The organism is Bradyrhizobium sp. SZCCHNS30572, from assembly GCF_032484415.1.
Classification (GTDB): Bacteria; Pseudomonadota; Alphaproteobacteria; order Rhizobiales; family Xanthobacteraceae; genus Bradyrhizobium.
Genome location: NZ_JAUESY010000010.1, coordinates 71,692 through 88,713, shown reverse-complemented (window position 1 = coordinate 88,713; position 17,022 = coordinate 71,692). Strand labels below are relative to the sequence as shown.

15 protein-coding genes and 1 tRNA gene are annotated in these 17,022 nt (G+C 65.6%); 6 read left to right on the top strand and 10 right to left on the bottom strand.

Annotation, left to right across the window (positions count from 1 at the left end):
- Window positions 1-2: 2 nt before the first annotated feature.
- Window positions 3-2,687, top strand: coding sequence for a molybdopterin-dependent oxidoreductase (locus QX048_RS27520; protein WP_316200777.1), 2,685 nt, complete (start codon window positions 3-5; stop codon window positions 2,685-2,687).
- Between the two features lie 131 nt (window positions 2,688-2,818).
- Here QX048_RS27520 and rplA read toward each other — a convergent pair whose 3' ends face one another.
- The 4 genes from rplA to secE form a co-directional block, all read right to left on the bottom strand.
- Window positions 2,819-3,511, bottom strand: coding sequence for a 50S ribosomal protein L1 (rplA, locus tag QX048_RS27515; RefSeq protein WP_315714579.1), 693 nt, complete (start codon window positions 3,509-3,511; stop codon window positions 2,819-2,821).
- A gap of 6 nt (window positions 3,512-3,517) precedes the next feature.
- Window positions 3,518-3,946 carry a 50S ribosomal protein L11 gene (gene rplK / locus QX048_RS27510; protein ID WP_012045056.1) on the bottom strand — a complete coding sequence of 143 codons (429 nt, stop codon included), beginning with the start codon at window positions 3,944-3,946 and terminating at the stop codon, window positions 3,518-3,520.
- Window positions 3,947-4,180: 234 nt separating this feature from the next.
- Window positions 4,181-4,738, bottom strand: coding sequence for a transcription termination/antitermination protein NusG (nusG, locus tag QX048_RS27505; protein ID WP_284423110.1), 558 nt, complete (start codon window positions 4,736-4,738; stop codon window positions 4,181-4,183).
- Entirely contained in the window at window positions 4,738-4,929 is a 192-nt protein-coding gene (gene secE / locus QX048_RS27500) for a preprotein translocase subunit SecE (RefSeq protein ID WP_006611822.1), read from the bottom strand. Before secE ends, nusG begins: the two co-directional genes overlap by 1 nt.
- Before the next feature lie 425 nt (window positions 4,930-5,354).
- On the opposite strand from secE, the gene QX048_RS27495 reads away from it, so the two are divergent.
- The gene (locus QX048_RS27495; RefSeq protein WP_315827327.1) at window positions 5,355-6,590 is read left to right on the top strand and encodes an ABC transporter substrate-binding protein; all 1,236 of its coding nucleotides are present in this window, start codon (window positions 5,355-5,357) and stop codon (window positions 6,588-6,590) included.
- Between the two features lie 89 nt (window positions 6,591-6,679).
- Here QX048_RS27495 and QX048_RS27490 read toward each other — a convergent pair.
- Window positions 6,680-6,755, bottom strand: a tRNA-Trp gene (locus tag QX048_RS27490).
- A 150-nt stretch (window positions 6,756-6,905) separates the two neighbouring features.
- Here QX048_RS27490 and QX048_RS27485 point away from each other — a divergent pair.
- Window positions 6,906-8,141 carry a serine hydrolase domain-containing protein gene (locus QX048_RS27485; protein ID WP_315827326.1) on the top strand — a complete coding sequence of 412 codons (1,236 nt, stop codon included), beginning with the start codon at window positions 6,906-6,908 and terminating at the stop codon, window positions 8,139-8,141.
- A gap of 87 nt (window positions 8,142-8,228) precedes the next feature.
- Here QX048_RS27485 and QX048_RS27480 read toward each other — a convergent pair whose 3' ends face one another.
- Both QX048_RS27480 and QX048_RS27475 read right to left on the bottom strand, forming a co-directional pair.
- On the bottom strand, window positions 8,229-8,996 hold the full coding sequence (locus QX048_RS27480; RefSeq protein WP_315749569.1) for an SDR family oxidoreductase: 768 nt from the start codon (window positions 8,994-8,996) through the stop codon (window positions 8,229-8,231).
- Between the two features lie 175 nt (window positions 8,997-9,171).
- Window positions 9,172-9,879 (bottom strand): histidine phosphatase family protein, encoded by a 708-nt coding sequence (locus QX048_RS27475; RefSeq protein ID WP_315749567.1) that lies wholly within the window; start codon window positions 9,877-9,879, stop codon window positions 9,172-9,174.
- A 146-nt stretch (window positions 9,880-10,025) separates the two neighbouring features.
- On the opposite strand from QX048_RS27475, the gene QX048_RS27470 reads away from it, so the two are divergent.
- Window positions 10,026-10,811, top strand: a complete 786-nt coding sequence (locus QX048_RS27470) for an SDR family oxidoreductase (protein ID WP_315827325.1) — start codon at window positions 10,026-10,028, stop codon at window positions 10,809-10,811.
- 962 nt (window positions 10,812-11,773) lie between these two features.
- Here QX048_RS27470 and QX048_RS27465 read toward each other — a convergent pair.
- Window positions 11,774-12,730, bottom strand: a complete 957-nt coding sequence (locus QX048_RS27465; protein WP_315827324.1) for an aminoglycoside phosphotransferase family protein — start codon at window positions 12,728-12,730, stop codon at window positions 11,774-11,776.
- A gap of 303 nt (window positions 12,731-13,033) precedes the next feature.
- Between QX048_RS27465 and QX048_RS27460 the strand changes: the two genes are divergently transcribed.
- Window positions 13,034-13,330, top strand: a complete 297-nt coding sequence (locus tag QX048_RS27460) for a hypothetical protein (protein WP_315827323.1) — start codon at window positions 13,034-13,036, stop codon at window positions 13,328-13,330.
- Window positions 13,331-13,446: 116 nt separating this feature from the next.
- Here the strand turns inward: QX048_RS27460 and QX048_RS27455 are convergent, their stop codons facing one another.
- Both QX048_RS27455 and QX048_RS27450 read right to left on the bottom strand, forming a co-directional pair.
- On the bottom strand, window positions 13,447-14,505 hold the full coding sequence (locus tag QX048_RS27455; protein WP_315714587.1) for a phosphotransferase family protein: 1,059 nt from the start codon (window positions 14,503-14,505) through the stop codon (window positions 13,447-13,449).
- A 280-nt stretch (window positions 14,506-14,785) separates the two neighbouring features.
- Window positions 14,786-16,021 carry an acyl-CoA dehydrogenase family protein gene (locus QX048_RS27450; RefSeq protein ID WP_315749560.1) on the bottom strand — a complete coding sequence of 412 codons (1,236 nt, stop codon included), beginning with the start codon at window positions 16,019-16,021 and terminating at the stop codon, window positions 14,786-14,788.
- A 230-nt stretch (window positions 16,022-16,251) separates the two neighbouring features.
- On the opposite strand from QX048_RS27450, the gene QX048_RS27445 reads away from it, so the two are divergent.
- Window positions 16,252-16,920 (top strand): TetR/AcrR family transcriptional regulator, encoded by a 669-nt coding sequence (locus QX048_RS27445; RefSeq protein WP_315827322.1) that lies wholly within the window; start codon window positions 16,252-16,254, stop codon window positions 16,918-16,920.
- Window positions 16,921-17,022: the final 102 nt, after the last annotated feature.

Here is a 17,022-nt window from a genome sequence, read left to right as displayed (position 1 = left end):
GCATGAGCGTCAGGACGACATGCCCCTATTGCGGCGTCGGTTGCGGCGTCGTCGCCGATCGGGACGATTCAGGGACCATCAGCGTCCGCGGCGATCCGCAGCATCCCGCCAATCTCGGCCGGCTGTGCGGCAAGGGATCGGCGCTGGCGGAGACGATCGATCTCGGGGGACGTCTGCTCGAGCCGATCGTGAACGGGCGGGCAGCCGGCTGGGATGAGGCGCTCGACCTCGTCGCGAGCCGTTTCACCGAAATCATCCGCGACCATGGACCGGATGCCGTCGCATTCTATGTTTCGGGGCAGTTGCTGACCGAGGACTATTACGTCGTCAACAAGCTCGCCAAGGGCTTCGTCGGGACCGCGAACATCGACACCAATTCGCGCCTGTGCATGGCGTCGAGCGTCGCGGGCCACAAGCGCGCGTTCGGCAGCGACACCGTTCCGGGCTGCTACGAGGACCTTGAGCAGGCCGGCCTGCTGGTCCTGGTCGGCTCCAACGCCGCGTGGTGCCATCCGGTGCTGCACCAGCGCATGCTGGCGGCCAAGGAGCACAATCCCGGCTGCCGTATCGTCGTTGTCGATCCGCGGAGGACCGCGACCTGCGAAGGCGCCGACCTGCATTTGCCGCTGCGTTCCGGAAGTGACGCGGTGTTGTTCAACGGCCTGCTCGCCTATCTCGCACGCGGCGGCTATGCGGACGACGGCTTTGTCAGTGAGGTCACCAGCGGCGCGGAAGCGGCGCTGCAGGCCGCCGGCCGGCAGACAGTCGCCGAGACGGCGGCGGCCTGCGGGCTGAGCGAGGGCGCGGTCGAGCTGTTCTTTTCATGGTTCGCGAAGACGGAGCGCGTTGTCACGCTCTATTCCCAGGGCGTCAATCAGTCGAGCAGCGGGGTCGACAAGGTCAATGCGATCATCAACTGCCATCTCCTGACTGGCCGTATCGGCCGTCCCGGCATGGGACCGTTCTCGCTGACCGGCCAGCCCAACGCGATGGGAGGCCGCGAGGTGGGCGGCCTCGCCAACCAGCTCGCCGCGCATCTCGAGATCGAGAATGCCGAGCACCGCGAGCTGGTGAAGCGATTCTGGCGGTCACCGGTGGTCGCGCCAAAAGCGGGGCTGAAGGCGGTCGAAATGTTCGATGCGATTGCCGATGGCCGCATCAAGGCAGTCTGGATCATGTCGACCAACCCCGTGGTCAGCCTTCCCGACGCCGATCGGGTTCGTGCCGCGCTGGATCGCTGCGCGTTCGTGGTGGCGTCCGATTGCATGCGCGACACCGACACCAACCGGCATGCCGATGTCCTGCTGCCCGCGCTCGCCTGGGGCGAGAAGGACGGCACGGTGACCAATTCGGAGCGCCGGATCTCGCGGCAGCGGGCGTTCCTGCCCGCACCCGGCGCGGCGCGCGCGGATTGGCGCATCATTTGCGACGTCGCCCAGCGGATGGGGTTCGCCGGTTTCGAGTATGGCAGCGCGGCCGAGATCTTTCGCGAGCACGCCGCGCTGTCCGGCTTCGAGAACAATAACACGCGCGACTTCGACATCTCGGCCCTGAGCACGCTCGACGGCCGCGCCTATGAGGCGCTGGCGCCGATCCAGTGGCCCGTGACGCGGGACTTTCCGACCGGCACGGCGCGGATGTTCGAGAACCGGCAATTCTTCACCGGGGATCGCAGAGCCCGTTTCGTGGCCGTCACGCCGCGACCGGCGCGGAACGCCACCAGCCGGGACTATCCGCTGGTCCTGAACACCGGGCGCATTCGCGATCAGTGGCACACCATGACGCGGACGGGAAAATCCGCGCGGCTGCTCGCGCACATCTTCGAGCCTTGCGCCGAATTCCACCCGGAGGATGCGCGCCTGGCCGGTCTGGAGAACGAGGCGCTGGTGCGGCTTACGAGCCCCTGGGGCAAGATGGTGGCGCGCGTCGCGATCTCGACCGAGCAGCGGCGGGGCTGCGTGTTCGTTCCGATGCATTGGAACGAGGAGTTCGCCGGCGCTGGCCGTGTCAACGCGCTGGTCAATCCCGCGACTGATCCGCTGTCGGGTCAGCCCGAGTCCAAGCATACGCCGGTGAAGGCGGAGCCCTATGCGCCGAACTGGCACGTCTTCATCCTGAGCCGGCGGGAGATCCGCCGTCCGCCATGCGAGTACTGGGTGCAGGGCAAGGTCGGAGCGTGTTTCCGGCTCGAGCTTGCCTTCGATCAGCGGCCTGCGAGTTGGCGCGAGTGGGCCGCCGAACAGCTTGGGATCGCCGGAACGGAGATCGATTGGATTGCGTATCGCGACCCGGCCGCCGGCCGGTTCCGCTACGCAGGCGTATCGGATGGCCGGCTGCAGGGCTGCGTCTTCGTCGCGCCCGACCAGCGGCTGGGATCGCGGTCGTGGCTGATCGGCCTGTTTGCCGAGCAGCGGCTGCCACCGAACGCCCGCAACGCCCTGCTCGCGGGCCAGCCATTGGCGGCCGCCGACGACATCGGTGCGGTCATCTGCTCCTGTTTCGGCATTGGTCGTAACCAGATCTCGTCGGCGATCCAGAACGGCGCAGGGAGCGTCGAGGCCGTCGGCCAACGTCTGAAGGCCGGGACCAATTGCGGCGCCTGCAAGCCCGAGATCGGCAAGCTGCTGGCGGCTGCGAGGCCCAGCATGCGATCCGAGGCCCGGACATCCGAAGGCGCCCGGGGCTGAGCCTCGTTGTGTTTGCGCCAGCCCGGCTGCAATTTTGCAGCGGGCGTGCCGCTCACTTGGGGTGCGGAAATGCGAAGGGCGGGATCGATTGCCGATCCCGCCCCACTGAATGCTGACGATGTCCGAAGGTGTTACGCGAGCAAGGTGCCCGGCTCGACCTTGACGCCCGGGCCCATGGTCGACGACACCGCGACGCGCTGGACGTAGGTGCCCTTGGCGCCGGCCGGCTTGGCCTTCACCACCGCATCCGCCAGCGCCTTGATGTTCTCGACCAGCTTGTCCTCGGCGAACGAGGCCTTGCCGACGCCGGCCTGGATGATGCCGGCCTTCTCGACGCGGAACTCGACCGAGCCGCCCTTGGCGCCCTTGACGGCGCCAGTGACGTCCATGGTCACGGTGCCGATCTTCGGATTCGGCATCATGCCGCGCGGACCGAGCACCTTACCGAGACGGCCGACCAGCGGCATCATGTCGGGGGTGGCGATACAGCGGTCGAAGTCGATATTGCCGTTCTGCACCTTCTCGACCAGGTCCTCCGCGCCGACCACGTCGGCGCCGGCGGCCTTGGCTTCCTCGGCCTTCGCGCCGCGGGCGAACACGCCGACGCGGAGCGTACGGCCGGTGCCGTTCGGCAGCGTGACGACGCCACGGACCATCTGGTCGGCGTGGCGCGGATCGACGCCGAGGTTGATCGAGACCTCGATGGTCTCGTCGAACTTCGACACGGCCCGCTCCTTGATCATCTTGATCGCGTCAGCAAGCGGGTAGAGCTTGGTGCGATCGATGCCCTCGCGGGCCTTCTTCAAACGCTTTCCGAGTGCCATGGCGCCTTACCCCGCAACTTCCAGACCCATCGAGCGGGCGGAGCCCTCGACCATCTTCATGGCCGACTCGATCGAGTCGCAATTCAGGTCCTTCATCTTCTTCTCGGCGATCTCGCGCACCTGCGCCTTGGTCACCTTGCCGGCCTTGTCGCGACCCGGGGCCTTGGAGCCCGACTGGATCTTGGCGGCCTGCTTGAGGAAGTAGGACATCGGCGGGGTCTTCATCTCGAAGGTGAAGGACCGGTCCGCATAGATGGTGATGACCACCGGGATCGGGGTGTTCTTCTCTTCCTTCTGGGTCTGGGCGTTGAACGCCTTGCAGAACTCCATGATGTTGAGACCGCGCTGACCGAGCGCCGGACCGATCGGCGGCGACGGATTGGCCGCGCCGGCCGGAACCTGAAGCTTCAGGTAACCGGTTACTTTCTTTGCCATTATGACTCTCCAATGCGTTCGCGATTCTGCCTGATGCGAACGCAACGCCTTGGGCGACAAAACCCGTCAGGCGAGGTTTGGGACCGTGGTCCGGCGCGCTTGGCCCGGCTGGCAAAGCCGGTCACGCCTCCCACGAACGAAATCGCCCCCCGTTCGGGGAGCGAAGCGCGCCCGATACACGAGATCGGACGAAAAGGAAAGCCCGGGACGCCGAGAGAGCCGGCAGCCCGGCCCTTAACCGACGATCTTCTCGACCTGGTTGAATTCCAGTTCGACCGGCGTCGCACGGCCGAAGATCGACACCGCGACCTTGACGCGCGAGCGGGCCTCGTCGATTTCCTCGACCACGCCGGAGAACGAGGCGAACGGGCCGTCGGCGACGCGGACGTTCTCGCCGATCTCGAACGACACCGAGGATTTCGGCCGCTCCACGCCTTCCTGCATCTGGTTCAGGATGCGCATCGCCTCGCCTTCGGAGATCGGCATCGGCTTGTTCTCGGCGCCGAGGAAGCCGGTCACCTTGGGCGTGTTCTTGATCAGGTGGAACGCCTCGTCGGTCAGCTTCATCTTCACCAGCACGTAGCCGGGGAAGAACTTGCGCTCGGCGTCGATCTTGCGGCCGCGGCGCACCTCGGTGACCTTCTCGATCGGCACCAGCACCTGCTCGAACAGGTCCTCGAGATTGCGCTGCTTGGCCTGCTCGCGGATCGACTCCGCGACCTTCTTCTCGAAGTTCGAATAGGCGTGGACGATGTACCAGCGCTTGTCGGAGCTTTGCGTTGCGGTTGCCATCAGTGGATGCCCAGCACGAGGGTGATGAGATAACGGATGATCTGATCGGCGGCGAAGAAGAACACCGAGGCCAGCGCCACCATCACGAACACCATGATCGTGGTGATGGTGACCTCGCGACGGCTCGGCCACGAGACCTTGGCGGTCTCCGAGCGCACTTCCTGCAGGAATTTGAACGGGCTGGTAGCCATCGTCAGGGGTCCGCGTCCGTCATCGGACGATTGAAGAGTTGACTGGGAAAACCGAACAGCCGTCCTTGGCCCACCCTCTTGTCGGAGAGATGAGCCGAATCCACGGGCTCGCTTGTTCGGGGAGTGAAAAGCCGCGCCGGATATCCGCTTTTGTCGCGGGCCGGCTGCAGGTTGCCAAGATATCTACTGTCCGGCCGGCCAAAGGTCAAGATATGGGCATGCCGGGCGTCGGCGGTCATTCCCGTGGCAGGCCCCCGCCAGGCTCGCAACAACGCGGTTTTTCGTGTCGCGGCAGGCCATTTCCGCACCACGGCAGGTTGAGCAGTTGCCGCGACGAAATGCCCGCGGTGGAGCGGTTCCTGCTCTTGCCGGGCCTGCGGCGCCCGCTCATTCTCGTCCGCACGAGAACAATCCGGAGGAAACCCATGACCTTTGCCCCGCGCAAGGGACGGACGCGCCTTGCCGCCGTCAGCCTTGCTGCTCTCGGTCTTGCCGCTCTCGCCCTCACCGCCATCCCGGCCCGGGCACAAGCCCCGCTCAAGATCGGCGTGCTCAGCGACTTCTCGTCGGTCTATTCGGACATCGGCGGCCAGGGCAATCTCGAGGCGACCAAGCTCGCGGTCGAGGCGTTCGGCGGCAGCATGTTCGGCAAGCCGATCGAGGTGATCAGCGCCGATCCGCAGAACAAGGCCGACATCGCCGCCGCGATCGTGCGCAAATGGTACGAGAACGAGGCCGTCGACATGGTGATCGACATGCCGACCTCGGCCACCGCGCTGGCCGGCATGGAGATGTCGAAGCAGTTCGAGAAGCTGATGATCGTGACGGATGCCGCGAGCTCCGACATCACCGGCAAGTCCTGCTCGCCCTACACCGTGCACTGGACCTACGACACTTATGGAAACGCGCACACGGTCGGCAGCGCGATCGTCAAGAACGGTGGCAATACTTGGTTCTTCATCACCGCCGACTATCTGTTCGGCCATTCGATCGAACGCGACACCGGCGACGTCGTGCGCGCCGCCGGCGGCACGGTGGTCGGCAGCGCCCGGCATCCTCTCAACAACCAGGACTTCTCGTCCTTCCTGCTGCAGGCGCAGGCCAGTAAGGCCAAGATCATCGGCATGGCCAACGGCGGTGGCGACACCATCAACACCATCAAGCAGGCCGCCGAGTTCGGCATCGTCGCCGGCGGCCAGAACCTCGCCGGCATCGTGATGTTCATCTCCGACATCCACAGCCTCGGCCTGAAGCTGGCGCAGGGGCTGATCATCACCGAGGCCTATTACTGGGACCTCAACGACCGCACCCGCGCCTTCGGCAAGAAGTTCTTCGAGCGCATGAAGCGGATGCCGACCATGAACCAGGCCGCGACCTACAGCGCCACCCTGCACTATCTTAATGCCGTCAAGGCCGCCGGCACCCGCGACACCAAGCCGGTGCTCGCGAAGATGCGCGAGACCCCGGTGCGTGACGCCTTCACCGACAACGGCATCCTGCGCGAGGACGGCCGCATGGTGCACTCGATGTTCCTGTTCGAGGTGAAGAAGCCCGAGGAGTCGAAGGGCCCGTGGGACTATTACAAGGTGCTGGCGGAGGTGCCCGGCGACCAGGTGTTCCGGCCGCTGAAGGACGGAAACTGCCCATATGTGAAACAATAAGAGGTCGCCGAAATGCATTCGGGGCTCGCGCGCTGCGGGCCCCGACCTCACCTGTCTCGTCCATTTTTGGCTTAAGTGCTTGATCTCGCTGGCAGGAGTGGAGAGGCTCGAACTCCCAACCCCCGGTTTTGGAGACCGGTGCTCTACCAATTGAGCTACACTCCTAGCGAGCCGGGACAGTGTCGCCGGTTCGCGCGCTTTGAAGCATAGACCTCCCCCCGAATGCAAGGGTGCAATGGGGCAAATCGACTGGTCAGACCACAACTTCCGCGCCAGACTTGATGCAAACCGACAACAAGACTTCAGGGAGAGCCCATGACCCCGCCGACTGCCGCATCCAGCGCGCACCTTTCCGCGCTCCGCTCGCTGACGCCGCCGCTGCCGGATGACCGCCCCGAGGCGCTGGGCCTGTCCCAGGCTCGGCTGCAGCGAGCTTCGGATGCGTTCAAGCGCGAGGCCGACAAGGGAACCATCCCCGGAGCCACCCTGCTGGTCGGCCGCCGCGGCCGGATCGGCTGGTTCGACGCCATCGGCCGGCAAGCGCCCGACGCCGACACGCCGATGCGGCCGGATTCGATCTTCCGCATCTTCTCGATGACCAAGCCGATCGTCTCGCTCGGGATCATGATGCTGGTCGAGGACGGCGAGCTGTTGCTGTCCGACCCGGTCGCCAAGTTCATCCCGGAATTCGGCGAGCAGAAAGTGGGCGTCGTGACCGGCGGCAAGCTGGAGCTGGTCCCGGTCGCCCAGCCGATGACGGTCCAGGACCTGCTGCGCCACACCTCGGGCTTGGCGTATGAGCACACCGGCACCGGGCCGGTGCACCAGCTCTACCAGCAATCGCGGGTGCGCAGCCGCAAGATCACCAATGCCGAGCACGCGGCCATCGTCGCCGGCCTGCCGCTGATCTGCCAGCCCGGCGCCGAGTTCAACTACAGCCGCTCGACCGACATCCTCGGACGGATCATCGAGGTTGTCTCGGGCCGGACGCTCGGCCCCTTCCTTTCCGAGCGCATCCTCGAGCCGCTCGGCATGAAGGAGACCGGCTTCTCCACCGCCGAGGCGAATGCTGGCCGGCTGGCCGAGCCGTTCGCCAAGGACCCGTGGACCGGCGAGGCGGTCAACCTGTTCAAGATGACCGAGCAGCCGCTGATGGAATCCGGCGGCGGCGGGTTGGTGGCGACCACGATGGACTACGCCCGGTTCTGCGCGATGCTGCTCGGCAAGGGCAGCCTCGACGGCACCCGGCTGGTCGGCCGCAAGACGCTGGAGCTGATGGCGTCGGACCACCTCGGTCCCCATGTGAAGACGCAGGGCACGCTGCTGTCGCCCGGTCACGGCTTCGGCCTCGGCTTCGCCGTGCGTCGCGAGGCTGGCATCGCCCCCTTCCCCGGCTCGCCCGGCACCTTCTTCTGGAGCGGCATCGCCGGCACGTTCTTCTGGATCGATCCGAAGGAGGAGCTGTTCTGCGTGTTCATGGCGCAGGCCCCCGGACAACGCGACTATCTGCGCACGCTGGTGCGCGACGTGGTGTACGCGGCGGTGGAATGAGGGCGGCGCGCAGCAAATGCTGTCGTCCCGGCGGACGACAGTTGAGAGTGTGGCGGCATCATCGCGCACCACACCCGTATGTCCCCCTCAACTGATCGTCGCGCCGCCGTCGATCACCATGGTCTGGCCGGTCATGAAGTCGCCCGCGGCGGAGCCCAGGAAGACCGCGGCGCCGGCGATCTCGTCGGGGATGCCGATGCGGAGCAGCGGCGAGCGCGCGGTCGAGGCCTTGAGGTTCTCCGGATTGTCCCACAGCGCTTTGGCGAAATCGGTCTTGATCAGGCCGGGCGCGATGCAGTTCACGCGCACATTGTGCGGGCCGTATTCGCAGGCGAGGTTGCGCGCGAGCTGCATGTCGGCAGCCTTGGAGATCGCGTAGGCACCGAGGATGGTCGAGCCCTTCAGGCCGCCGATCGACGACACGATGATGATCGAGCCGTCCTTGCGCGCGATCATCTGCGGCACGACCATGCTGATCAGCCAGTTGTTGGCGACGATGTTGTTGTCGAGGATCTTGCGGAACTGATCGTCGGAGATGCCGGCAAGCGGCCCGTAGTAAGGATTCGACGCCGCGTTGCAGACCAGCACGTCGATCTTGCCGTAGATGCGGTTGGCCTCGTCGACGAGGTTCTGCAGGTTCTCCTTGCTGGAGATGTTGGCGGCGACTGCCGCCGCCGTGCCTGCACCGAAGCGGTCATTGATCTCGCGCGCCACCTGGTCGCAGACATCGGCCTTGCGCGAGGAGATCACCACCTTGGCGCCGTGCTCGGCCATGCGCTCGGCAATGGCGAGCCCGATGCCACGCGTGGATCCGGTGATGACGGCGACCTTGCCGGTCATGTCGAACAGGGTCATGGGGAGTTCCTCCTACTTATTTGGCTGTTGTCGGTTTCGAAATTGGCACGGCGACGTCCACGAGACTTTTCCGCGGTGCCAGTGACTGCGCCCTCTCCCACAAGGGAAGAGGGTGCACTGCCCGTTTGGCGGGCGAGATTTTTGAACGACGCGCATAGCAACTCACTATCTCGTTTCACGCCAGCTTGCTCGTCGTCACCTCCGGCCCGGCCGGCTGGTGCATCGCGCGGTGCGCGGCGTCCGCGATCCAGGGCTGCTGATTGACCATCGGCAGCCGCCATGTACTCGTCTCGCCGGCCACGATGTGGTCGAGCCGGGTCACCGAGCAATTGTCGATGTCGAAGGCGAGCCCCTTCTCGACCAGGCCGCCGAGCGCCAGGCCAAGAGCCGCCTTGATGGTGCCGCCATGGCCGACGGCGACGACGTCGCGGCCGGCTTCCGAAACCGTGATGCGCGCAATCGCCGCTGTCACGCGGGTGTACAGATCCATGTAGCTCTCGCCGCCCGGCGCCGGCTCATCGATGTCGGCGAACCAGTGGCTGCCCGCGGGACGGCTGGCCAGGAACGCGGCGCGGTTCATGCCCTGCCATTGCCCGAGATGCTGCTCGGCAAAAGCGGCCTCCCTGATCATAGCTGCGGGACGCGGGAATCCGGCGGCCCAGATCGCCTCCGCCGTCTGATGCGTACGCATCAGATTGCTCGCATACCACACCGCGCTGCGCGGCAGGATTTTCGCGACCGCCTCGAACACCTCGCGATCGGAGGTATCGCAGGCGATGTCCGACTGGCCGTAGATGTTGCCGCCGTCGCTGCGCACCGGCGCGTGACGCACCCACCACCAGCGCGTGGTGACGACAGAAGGTTTCGTTCCATCAGCCGACATCGCTCAGACCCTTCCCTCCGCTCGTCTCCCGCTGTACGTGAAGGCCCAGATCGTCTCAAGCCGCTTGGCGATCTCAGCACGTTTGAAACGGCGTTTGAATTCCGTTGCGCGGCACGCAACTGATCACAATTGAAGCAGGAGGAAACATGGGCCGCCTCGAAGGCAAATCCGTCATCATCACCGGCGCCGGCAGCGGCATCGGCCGCGCCGCATCCTTGATGTTCACGAAAGAAGGCGCGCGACTGATCGCGGTCGATCGCAGCGAGGCCGTCAAGGAGACGGTCGAGATGGTCAAGCAGCAGGGCGGCATTGCCGAAGCCGTGCTCGCCGACGCCGGCTCCGAGGCCGATGTCTCGGGCTTCATCGACCGCGCCGTGGCGACCTACGGCAAGCTCGACGTGATCTGGGCCAATGCCGGCATCTCCGGCGGCTTGATCCCGATCGCCGAGCAGACCGTCGAGCACTGGCAGGAGATCCTGCGCATCAACCTGATCGGCCCGTTCCTCGCGGTGAAATACGCGATGCCGCACATGGTGCGGCAGCAGCGCGGCGCCATCGTCTGCACGGCCTCCGTCGCGGGCCTGAAATCCGGCGCCTCGGGCCATCCCTACGCGGCGAGCAAGGCCGGCGTCATCAGCCTGGTGCAGACCACGGCGTACTCCCTCTCCGGCACTGGCGTGCGCATCAACGCGGTGTGTCCCGGCCTGATCGAGACCGGCATGACCAAGCCGATCTTCGACGGCGCCAAGGAGCGCGGCACCGAGGGCAAGATCGGCCAGCTCAATCCGCTGAAGCGCGCCGGCCAGCCGCATGAGATCGCCGCCATGGCCCTGTTCCTCGCCAGCGACGAGGCCTCCTACGTCAACGGCCAGGCTTTCCCGGTCGACGGCGGCCTCACGGCGTCGATGCCGTACGCGGGAAAACCGATCTAGCGCTGTCGCCCCTCGCACTGGTGTCGACATCGCCTCTCCTCTGTCATCCGTCATGGCCGGGCCTGTCCCGGCCATCCACGTCGGTCGGCACGCGAGGAGCGACGGGATGCCCGGGCCTTCGCCGCGCCGAAGCGGCTTCGGCCGCGCAGGCGGGACAAGCCCGGGCATGACGAGCTTGGGACTGCCGGCATCGCGCCCCACAAATCGCTCGCTGTCGAACTCATCGACATGCGTGAGCGATCTCGCGACGCCCCCGCGCCCGAGTGATCCTGAATTTCACCGCCCTTCCATCGAAGGGCGCAGGGAAGGCCAGGCGTCGGCTGACGCCTGCGGCCCGCCTGCGTAAAAAAATGCAGGCGGCAGGTACCACAGGTGCAGCCGGAAAACGCCCGGCCTTCCCTGCGCGATGGTCTTCACGCTTATACGCAGTCTGCCTGGTGCGCCGGGCTTTCTGGCCACCATTGCCCGCGCGGCGCGCAAGCGCCGTCGCGACGTAGCACCAGCATCGGGGTGCCAGCACGCTGCGACTTCACGTCCGCGCCATGCCGTTCGTCCGCGCATCCCTCCGGACACGCTGCGACATGATCGCGGCCACCGCTCCCCGCCCCGCGTGTCGTGACGATCGCGCGCAACGCCCCTTCGGTGGGACGGGATGAGCGCATCAGATCACAAATTCCGAAAAAGCGAAAGCAAAATCTTTTGGCCTTCCGGACTGGACGAGACGATCACATTGACCGCGCTCGCGAACTTTCTTCACCGGCGACGATGATTGCAGTCATAACCGCAGCCTGCGCGGGGCCGACAACGCCACGCTCGCACATGCCGATTTGCCCGACGGGCAAGCGTTGGCCGAACGGACCTGGATCACGATGCGCTTCCAAGGAAACGCATCATGATCTCATCTCTTTTTGTTTGAGCATGATCCTTTCGGAAAACCGGTTTCCACTTTTCCGGATCATGCTCTAGCCGCTCACAAGGCGGTCGAGGTCCTCGATGAGCGGCGCGAGCTTTTCGGCCGCCCCAAACTGCCGATACCAGCACCACAGCTCCAGCGAGAACAGCAGACGATAGATCGCGAGCGTCGGCTCGATCTTCGTTCGGCTCATCGGACCATAGCCGCCCAGAAACGCCTCGCGCTGCTCCGGCGAGAGATAGTAGATCGCCTTGGCGACATCCTTGAGCGGGTCGCCGGCCAGCGCGCCCTCGAAATCGACCACACCGGTGAGCTCGACCCGGCCCCCGGTGACGCGCGCAAGCACGTTCCCGGGATGAAGATCATTGTGACACAGCACCGGCGCGCCGCAGGCGGCGAACAGATCACTCGCGTCGGCCACCTGGCGCGCGATGCGCGCGGCGAGATCAGCCGGCCCGCCGCGGCTGCGGAATTCGCCCAGTTTGCGTTCGAACTGGGAGGTGAGATAGCTACGATTGTCGGCATGGCCCGACATGATGCCGTCGGCGCCGATGTAGCCAAACGCATCCATCGCAATGTCGTGAAAGGCACGCGACAATCGACCGACCTGCTCGAAAGCCTCACGCCGCTCCGGCGCGGACAGCGCTTGTTCGAGAGGACCGAGCGGATCGCCGTCGAGCCGGCTCATGACCACGTAGTCCAGGCCGATCAGCTCGCGCGAGGCGTCCGCCGCGCGCAGCCGCGGCGCCGGCACCGGCAGGCGGTCCCGGACCAGATCGAGCAGGCGCGCCTCCTTGCGCATCTTCCAGCTCATGCTGTCAGGATAGATCTTCAGCACCAGCGACGGCTGGCCGCCTTGCAGAGCCAGCGCATACACGGCACTGATCTCCCCACCATGCAACAGCGACACCGAAGCGACCCGCGCGTCGATCTCCGCGCGCGCAAGCATCGCATCGGCGGTTGCGGGATCGACCTCGAGATCCGGGCGAATCGAAACCGGCGACATGGCAGCAAAGCTCCGCTCGCGGGACCTTCTTGCGAGATGGCCTGCGACGACCGTTTCCTAACTGCGCGCGCCCGTCGTGGTCAAGCTCCCGGCAGTCAGGTCAATGCGCCGCGCGGACCAACCCGTGTCGATGGAGCGTGGCGGCAAGACCATCGCGTCGCCATGAGCCACGCTCGGGTTCAAGCATGCCCCCCTAATGACCGGCGATTTTTTACGCCCACGTCCTCGAACCCCCTTCTCCGAGCCGCCGTCGAACCTCGCAAGCGGACCATTCCGGCCTCGCCGAAACGAAGGATGGTTAACATGTCGAGACTATCGAAACTCGCGCTGCTCACCCTGATGGCCGCCACGGCGGCTGGCTCGCTGGTGACGAACGCAAGCGCCCGTGAATTCCCGTGGCCGGGCTGTGAGCTCGTCTCCTGGACAGCCTGCGGCACCGAGGTCCCGGTGCAGCAAGCCATGCGCCGTCAGAGCCGCGACACCTCGCCGATCTACATGAAGCAGACCGATCCGCGCTACAGCGGCGCGATGACCACGGCCGGTGGCGGCGGTGGAGGTGGTGGTGGTGGTGGTGGCGGCGGTGGCGGCGGTGGGCGGTGATTGGCCGAGTCGGCGCGCGGAATTCGTAGCCCGGATGGGCGGAAACGACATCCGGGTTCATCGCCGCAGCGCGTGGGACCCCGGATGTCGCTTCGCTCATCCGGGGCTACAGGAGACTACACCGCCCCCGCCTTCTGCGCATAGGACCAGGCCTGCTTGGTCATGGGCACCATGCGCTTGACCGACTCGATCGCCTTGTCGTTGGCGGCGGTGCCGTCGCGGATGCGGCCGATGATGCCCTGCAGGATGCCGGCGAGCCGGAACAGATTGTAGGCGAAGTACCAGTTGAGATCGGGCAGCTCGGTGCCGGTGACCCCACGATAGATCTCCGCCGCCTCTTCCATGGTCGGGATGTTCAGCGCTTTCAGGTCGACGCCGTCGAGGCCCGGCATGATCCACTGCATCAGCAAATAGGTGAAGTCCGCCATGGGATCACCGAGCGTCGACAGTTCCCAGTCGAGCACCGCGATGACGCGCGGCTCGGTCGCGTGGAAGATCATGTTGTCGAGCCGGTAGTCGCCATGCACGATCGAGACGCGCTGCTGCGCCGGCAAGGTCCGCGGCAGCCACTCGATCAGCTTCTCCATTTCCGGCAGATGCTCGGTCTCGGAGGCGCGATATTGCTTGGTCCAGCGGTCGACCTGGCGGGCAAAGTAGTTGCCGGGCTTGCCGAAGTCGGCGAGGCCGATCGCCGCCGGATCATAGCTGTGCAGCCTGGCCAAGGTCTCGATCTTGCTGGTGAAGATCGCGCGCCGCTCGGGCGCTGCGACATGCGGCAGGGTCGGATCCCAGAACACCCGGCCCTCCTCCATCGACATGATGTAGAAGGCAGCGCCGATGACGCTGTCGTCGTTGCACAGCGCATAGGCCTTGGCGACCGGAAAGCCCTGCTTGCCGAGCGCGGCGATGACGCGGAATTCGCGATCGACTGCGTGCGCCGACGGCAGCAGCTTGCCGAACGGCTTTCGCCTGAGCACGTAGGAACGCGCCGGCGTGTTCAGACGATAGGTCGGGTTCGACTGGCCGCCCTTGAACTGCAGCACGGTCAGCGGGCCCTGATAGCCTTCGACATGCTCGGCCATCCAGGCCGCGAGCTTGGCCTCGTCGAAACGATGCCGCTCCTCGACCGGCTTGGTGCCGGAGAATTCTTCGTCCTTCTTGACGCCGTCGGCCACGACGAGGCTCCCTTCTCACGTGTTCGTCATTCCGGGGCAGCCCGCAGGGCTGAACCCGGAATCTCTATCTTGGCGGACCCATCTCTGGATTCCGGGTTCGACGCTGCGCGTCGCCCCGGAATGACGCAAGTGGTGAGTCACCGCTCGGCATTAGAATTCGTAGGGTGGGCAAAGCGAAGCGTGCCCACCATGTTGGCTTGAACTCGAAAGTGGGTGGGCACGCATCCGCCCCCGCGCTCTGCGCGGCGACGGACGCTTTGCCCACCCTAGAAGTCGACGCTCAATGCCGCGGCTCGTTGGCGTATTTCTTCATCTCGAGCCGGGCAATGGCACGGTTGTGCACCTCGTCCGGGCCGTCGGCAAGACGGAGCGTGCGAATGTTGGCGTAGTCCTTGGCGAGACCCGCATCATCCGACACGCCGGCGCCGCCGAACGCCTGGATGGCGTCGTCGATGATCTTCAGCGCCATGTTGGGGGCAGCGACCTTGATCATCGCGATCTCGCCCTGTGCGGTCTTGTTGCCGACCTTGTCCATCATGTCGGCCGCCTTGAGGCACAATAGCCGGCACATCTCGATGTTGGTCCGGGCCTCGCCGATGCGCTGCTCCCACACCGAATGCTCGATGATCTTCTTGCCGAAGGCCTGGCGCGTCATCAGCCGGCGCACCATCTTCTCCAGCGACTCCTCGGCCTTGCCGATGGTGCGCATGCAGTGATGGATGCGGCCCGGACCGAGACGGCCCTGCGCGATCTCGAAGCCGCGGCCCTCGCCGAGCAGAATGTTTTCCGCAGGAACGCGGACGTTCTCGAGCAGCACCTGGGCGTGGCCGTGCGGCGCGTCGTCGAAGCCGAACACCGGCAGCATCTTCTCGACCTTGATGCCGGGGGTGTCGAGCGGCACCAGGATCTGCGACTGCTGCTGATGCTTGGCGGCCGACGGATCGGTCTTGCCCATCAGGATCGCAATCTTGCAGCGGGGATCGCCGACGCCCGACGACCACCATTTGCGGCCGTTGATGACGTAATGATCGCCGTCACGCACGATCCGCGTCTCGATGTTGGTGGCATCCGACGAGGCCACCGCCGGCTCCGTCATCAGGAAGGCCGAGCGGATCTCGCCGTCCATCAGCGGGCGCAGCCATTTGCGCTTCTGCTCCTTGGTGCCGTAGCGGATGAACACTTCCATGTTGCCGGTGTCGGGCGCCGAGCAGTTGAACACCTCGGACGCCCAGGAGATGCGGCCCATTTCCTCGGACAGCAGCGCATATTCGAGATTGGTGAGGCCGGCGCCGCGGAACTCGTCGTCCTCATGCGGCGACGGCGGCATGAACATGTTCCAGAGGCCTTCCGCCTTCGCCTTGGCCTTGAGGTCCTCCAGGATCGGGATCACCTTCCAGCGGTCGCCCTCGGCGTCCTGCTGCTTGTAGATCGGCACCGCCGGGCGGACATGCTTGGTCATGAAGCTGCGCACGCGCTCCAGCCATTCCTGCTGCTTCGCCGACATCGTGAAGTCCATGGGACTCTCCTTGGGTGTTTCCTCTGAAACTTTGGCCGCAGTGTCGGCCCGCCCACGGCGTCCGTGCAAGTGTGATCTTGCGCGACACGACCGCGCGAACCGTCGCTGCAGCGCCGAAATGTCGCCCCACGGAAGAACCGTGATTGACATTGCGGCCGTCTCAAACAATAGTTTCATACAATTGTTTGAAACGCAACTCCCACCCCGCTTCATCGTTCGGGAGAACGAGCATGGCGACCGACCAGACCCGGACTGCGATCCTGATCGCCGCCGAGCGGCTCTATGCCGAACGCGGCTTCTCCGACGTGACCTTGCGCGACATCGTGGCGGAGGCGAACGTCAATCTCGCCGCGGTGAACTATCATTTCGGCTCCAAGGACGAGCTGATCGCCGAACTGTTCGTGACCCGCTCGATCGCGCTCAACCGCGAGCGCCTGCGCGAATTGCGTGAAGCCGAGGATGCGGGCGGCGGTCGCGCCGACATCTCCGACATCCTGCGCGCCCTCGTGGGCCCGATCCTGCGCGGCTGCCTTGGCCCTGAGAACCAACGCTCGGCGGTGGCGCAGTTCATGATCCGCGCCTCGATCGAATCGGTGCCGCCAATTCGCCGCATCAAGACCAAGGAAATCGACCATTTGCGCAAATTCGCCGGCGCAATGCAGCGCGCCCTGCCCGACAGCTCCGAGGTCGATCTGTTCTGGGGCCTGCATTTTGCGCTCGCCATGGCGCATCACACCATCCGCGAGAGCGAGCGCCTCACCAAGCTCTCCGACGGCCGATGCGACCTCGACGATGTCGAGGATGTGATCGCGCGGGTGGTGCGCGGCGCCGTGCTCGGCTTGACCACGCGCGATCAGGCGGCAAAGTCGAAGGCCAGGATTGCAGCGCGCAGCCCGTAGCCCGGATGAGCGCAGCGACATCCGGGTTCATCGCGGCAGCTTGTGGAACCCCGGATATCGCTGCGCTCATCCGGGCGACGAGATCCCACCATCCACCACGGA

Bases quoted from the DNA above. Each gene is read 5' to 3' on its own strand.
- QX048_RS27520 (WP_316200777.1), top strand. From the start codon at position 3: ATGAGCGTCAGGACGACATGCCCCTATTGCGGCGTCGGTTGCGGCGTC.
- rplA (WP_315714579.1), bottom strand. From the start codon at position 3,511: ATGGCACTCGGAAAGCGTTTGAAGAAGGCCCGCGAGGGCATCGATCGC.
- rplK (WP_012045056.1), bottom strand. From the start codon at position 3,946: ATGGCAAAGAAAGTAACCGGTTACCTGAAGCTTCAGGTTCCGGCCGGC.
- nusG (WP_284423110.1), bottom strand. From the start codon at position 4,738: ATGGCAACCGCAACGCAAAGCTCCGACAAGCGCTGGTACATCGTCCAC.
- secE (WP_006611822.1), bottom strand. From the start codon at position 4,929: ATGGCTACCAGCCCGTTCAAATTCCTGCAGGAAGTGCGCTCGGAGACC.
- QX048_RS27495 (WP_315827327.1), top strand. From the start codon at position 5,355: ATGACCTTTGCCCCGCGCAAGGGACGGACGCGCCTTGCCGCCGTCAGC.
- QX048_RS27485 (WP_315827326.1), top strand. From the start codon at position 6,906: ATGACCCCGCCGACTGCCGCATCCAGCGCGCACCTTTCCGCGCTCCGC.
- QX048_RS27480 (WP_315749569.1), bottom strand. From the start codon at position 8,996: ATGACCCTGTTCGACATGACCGGCAAGGTCGCCGTCATCACCGGATCC.
- QX048_RS27475 (WP_315749567.1), bottom strand. From the start codon at position 9,879: ATGTCGGCTGATGGAACGAAACCTTCTGTCGTCACCACGCGCTGGTGG.
- QX048_RS27470 (WP_315827325.1), top strand. From the start codon at position 10,026: ATGGGCCGCCTCGAAGGCAAATCCGTCATCATCACCGGCGCCGGCAGC.
- QX048_RS27465 (WP_315827324.1), bottom strand. From the start codon at position 12,730: ATGTCGCCGGTTTCGATTCGCCCGGATCTCGAGGTCGATCCCGCAACC.
- QX048_RS27460 (WP_315827323.1), top strand. From the start codon at position 13,034: ATGTCGAGACTATCGAAACTCGCGCTGCTCACCCTGATGGCCGCCACG.
- QX048_RS27450 (WP_315749560.1), bottom strand. From the start codon at position 16,021: ATGGACTTCACGATGTCGGCGAAGCAGCAGGAATGGCTGGAGCGCGTG.
- QX048_RS27445 (WP_315827322.1), top strand. From the start codon at position 16,252: ATGGCGACCGACCAGACCCGGACTGCGATCCTGATCGCCGCCGAGCGG.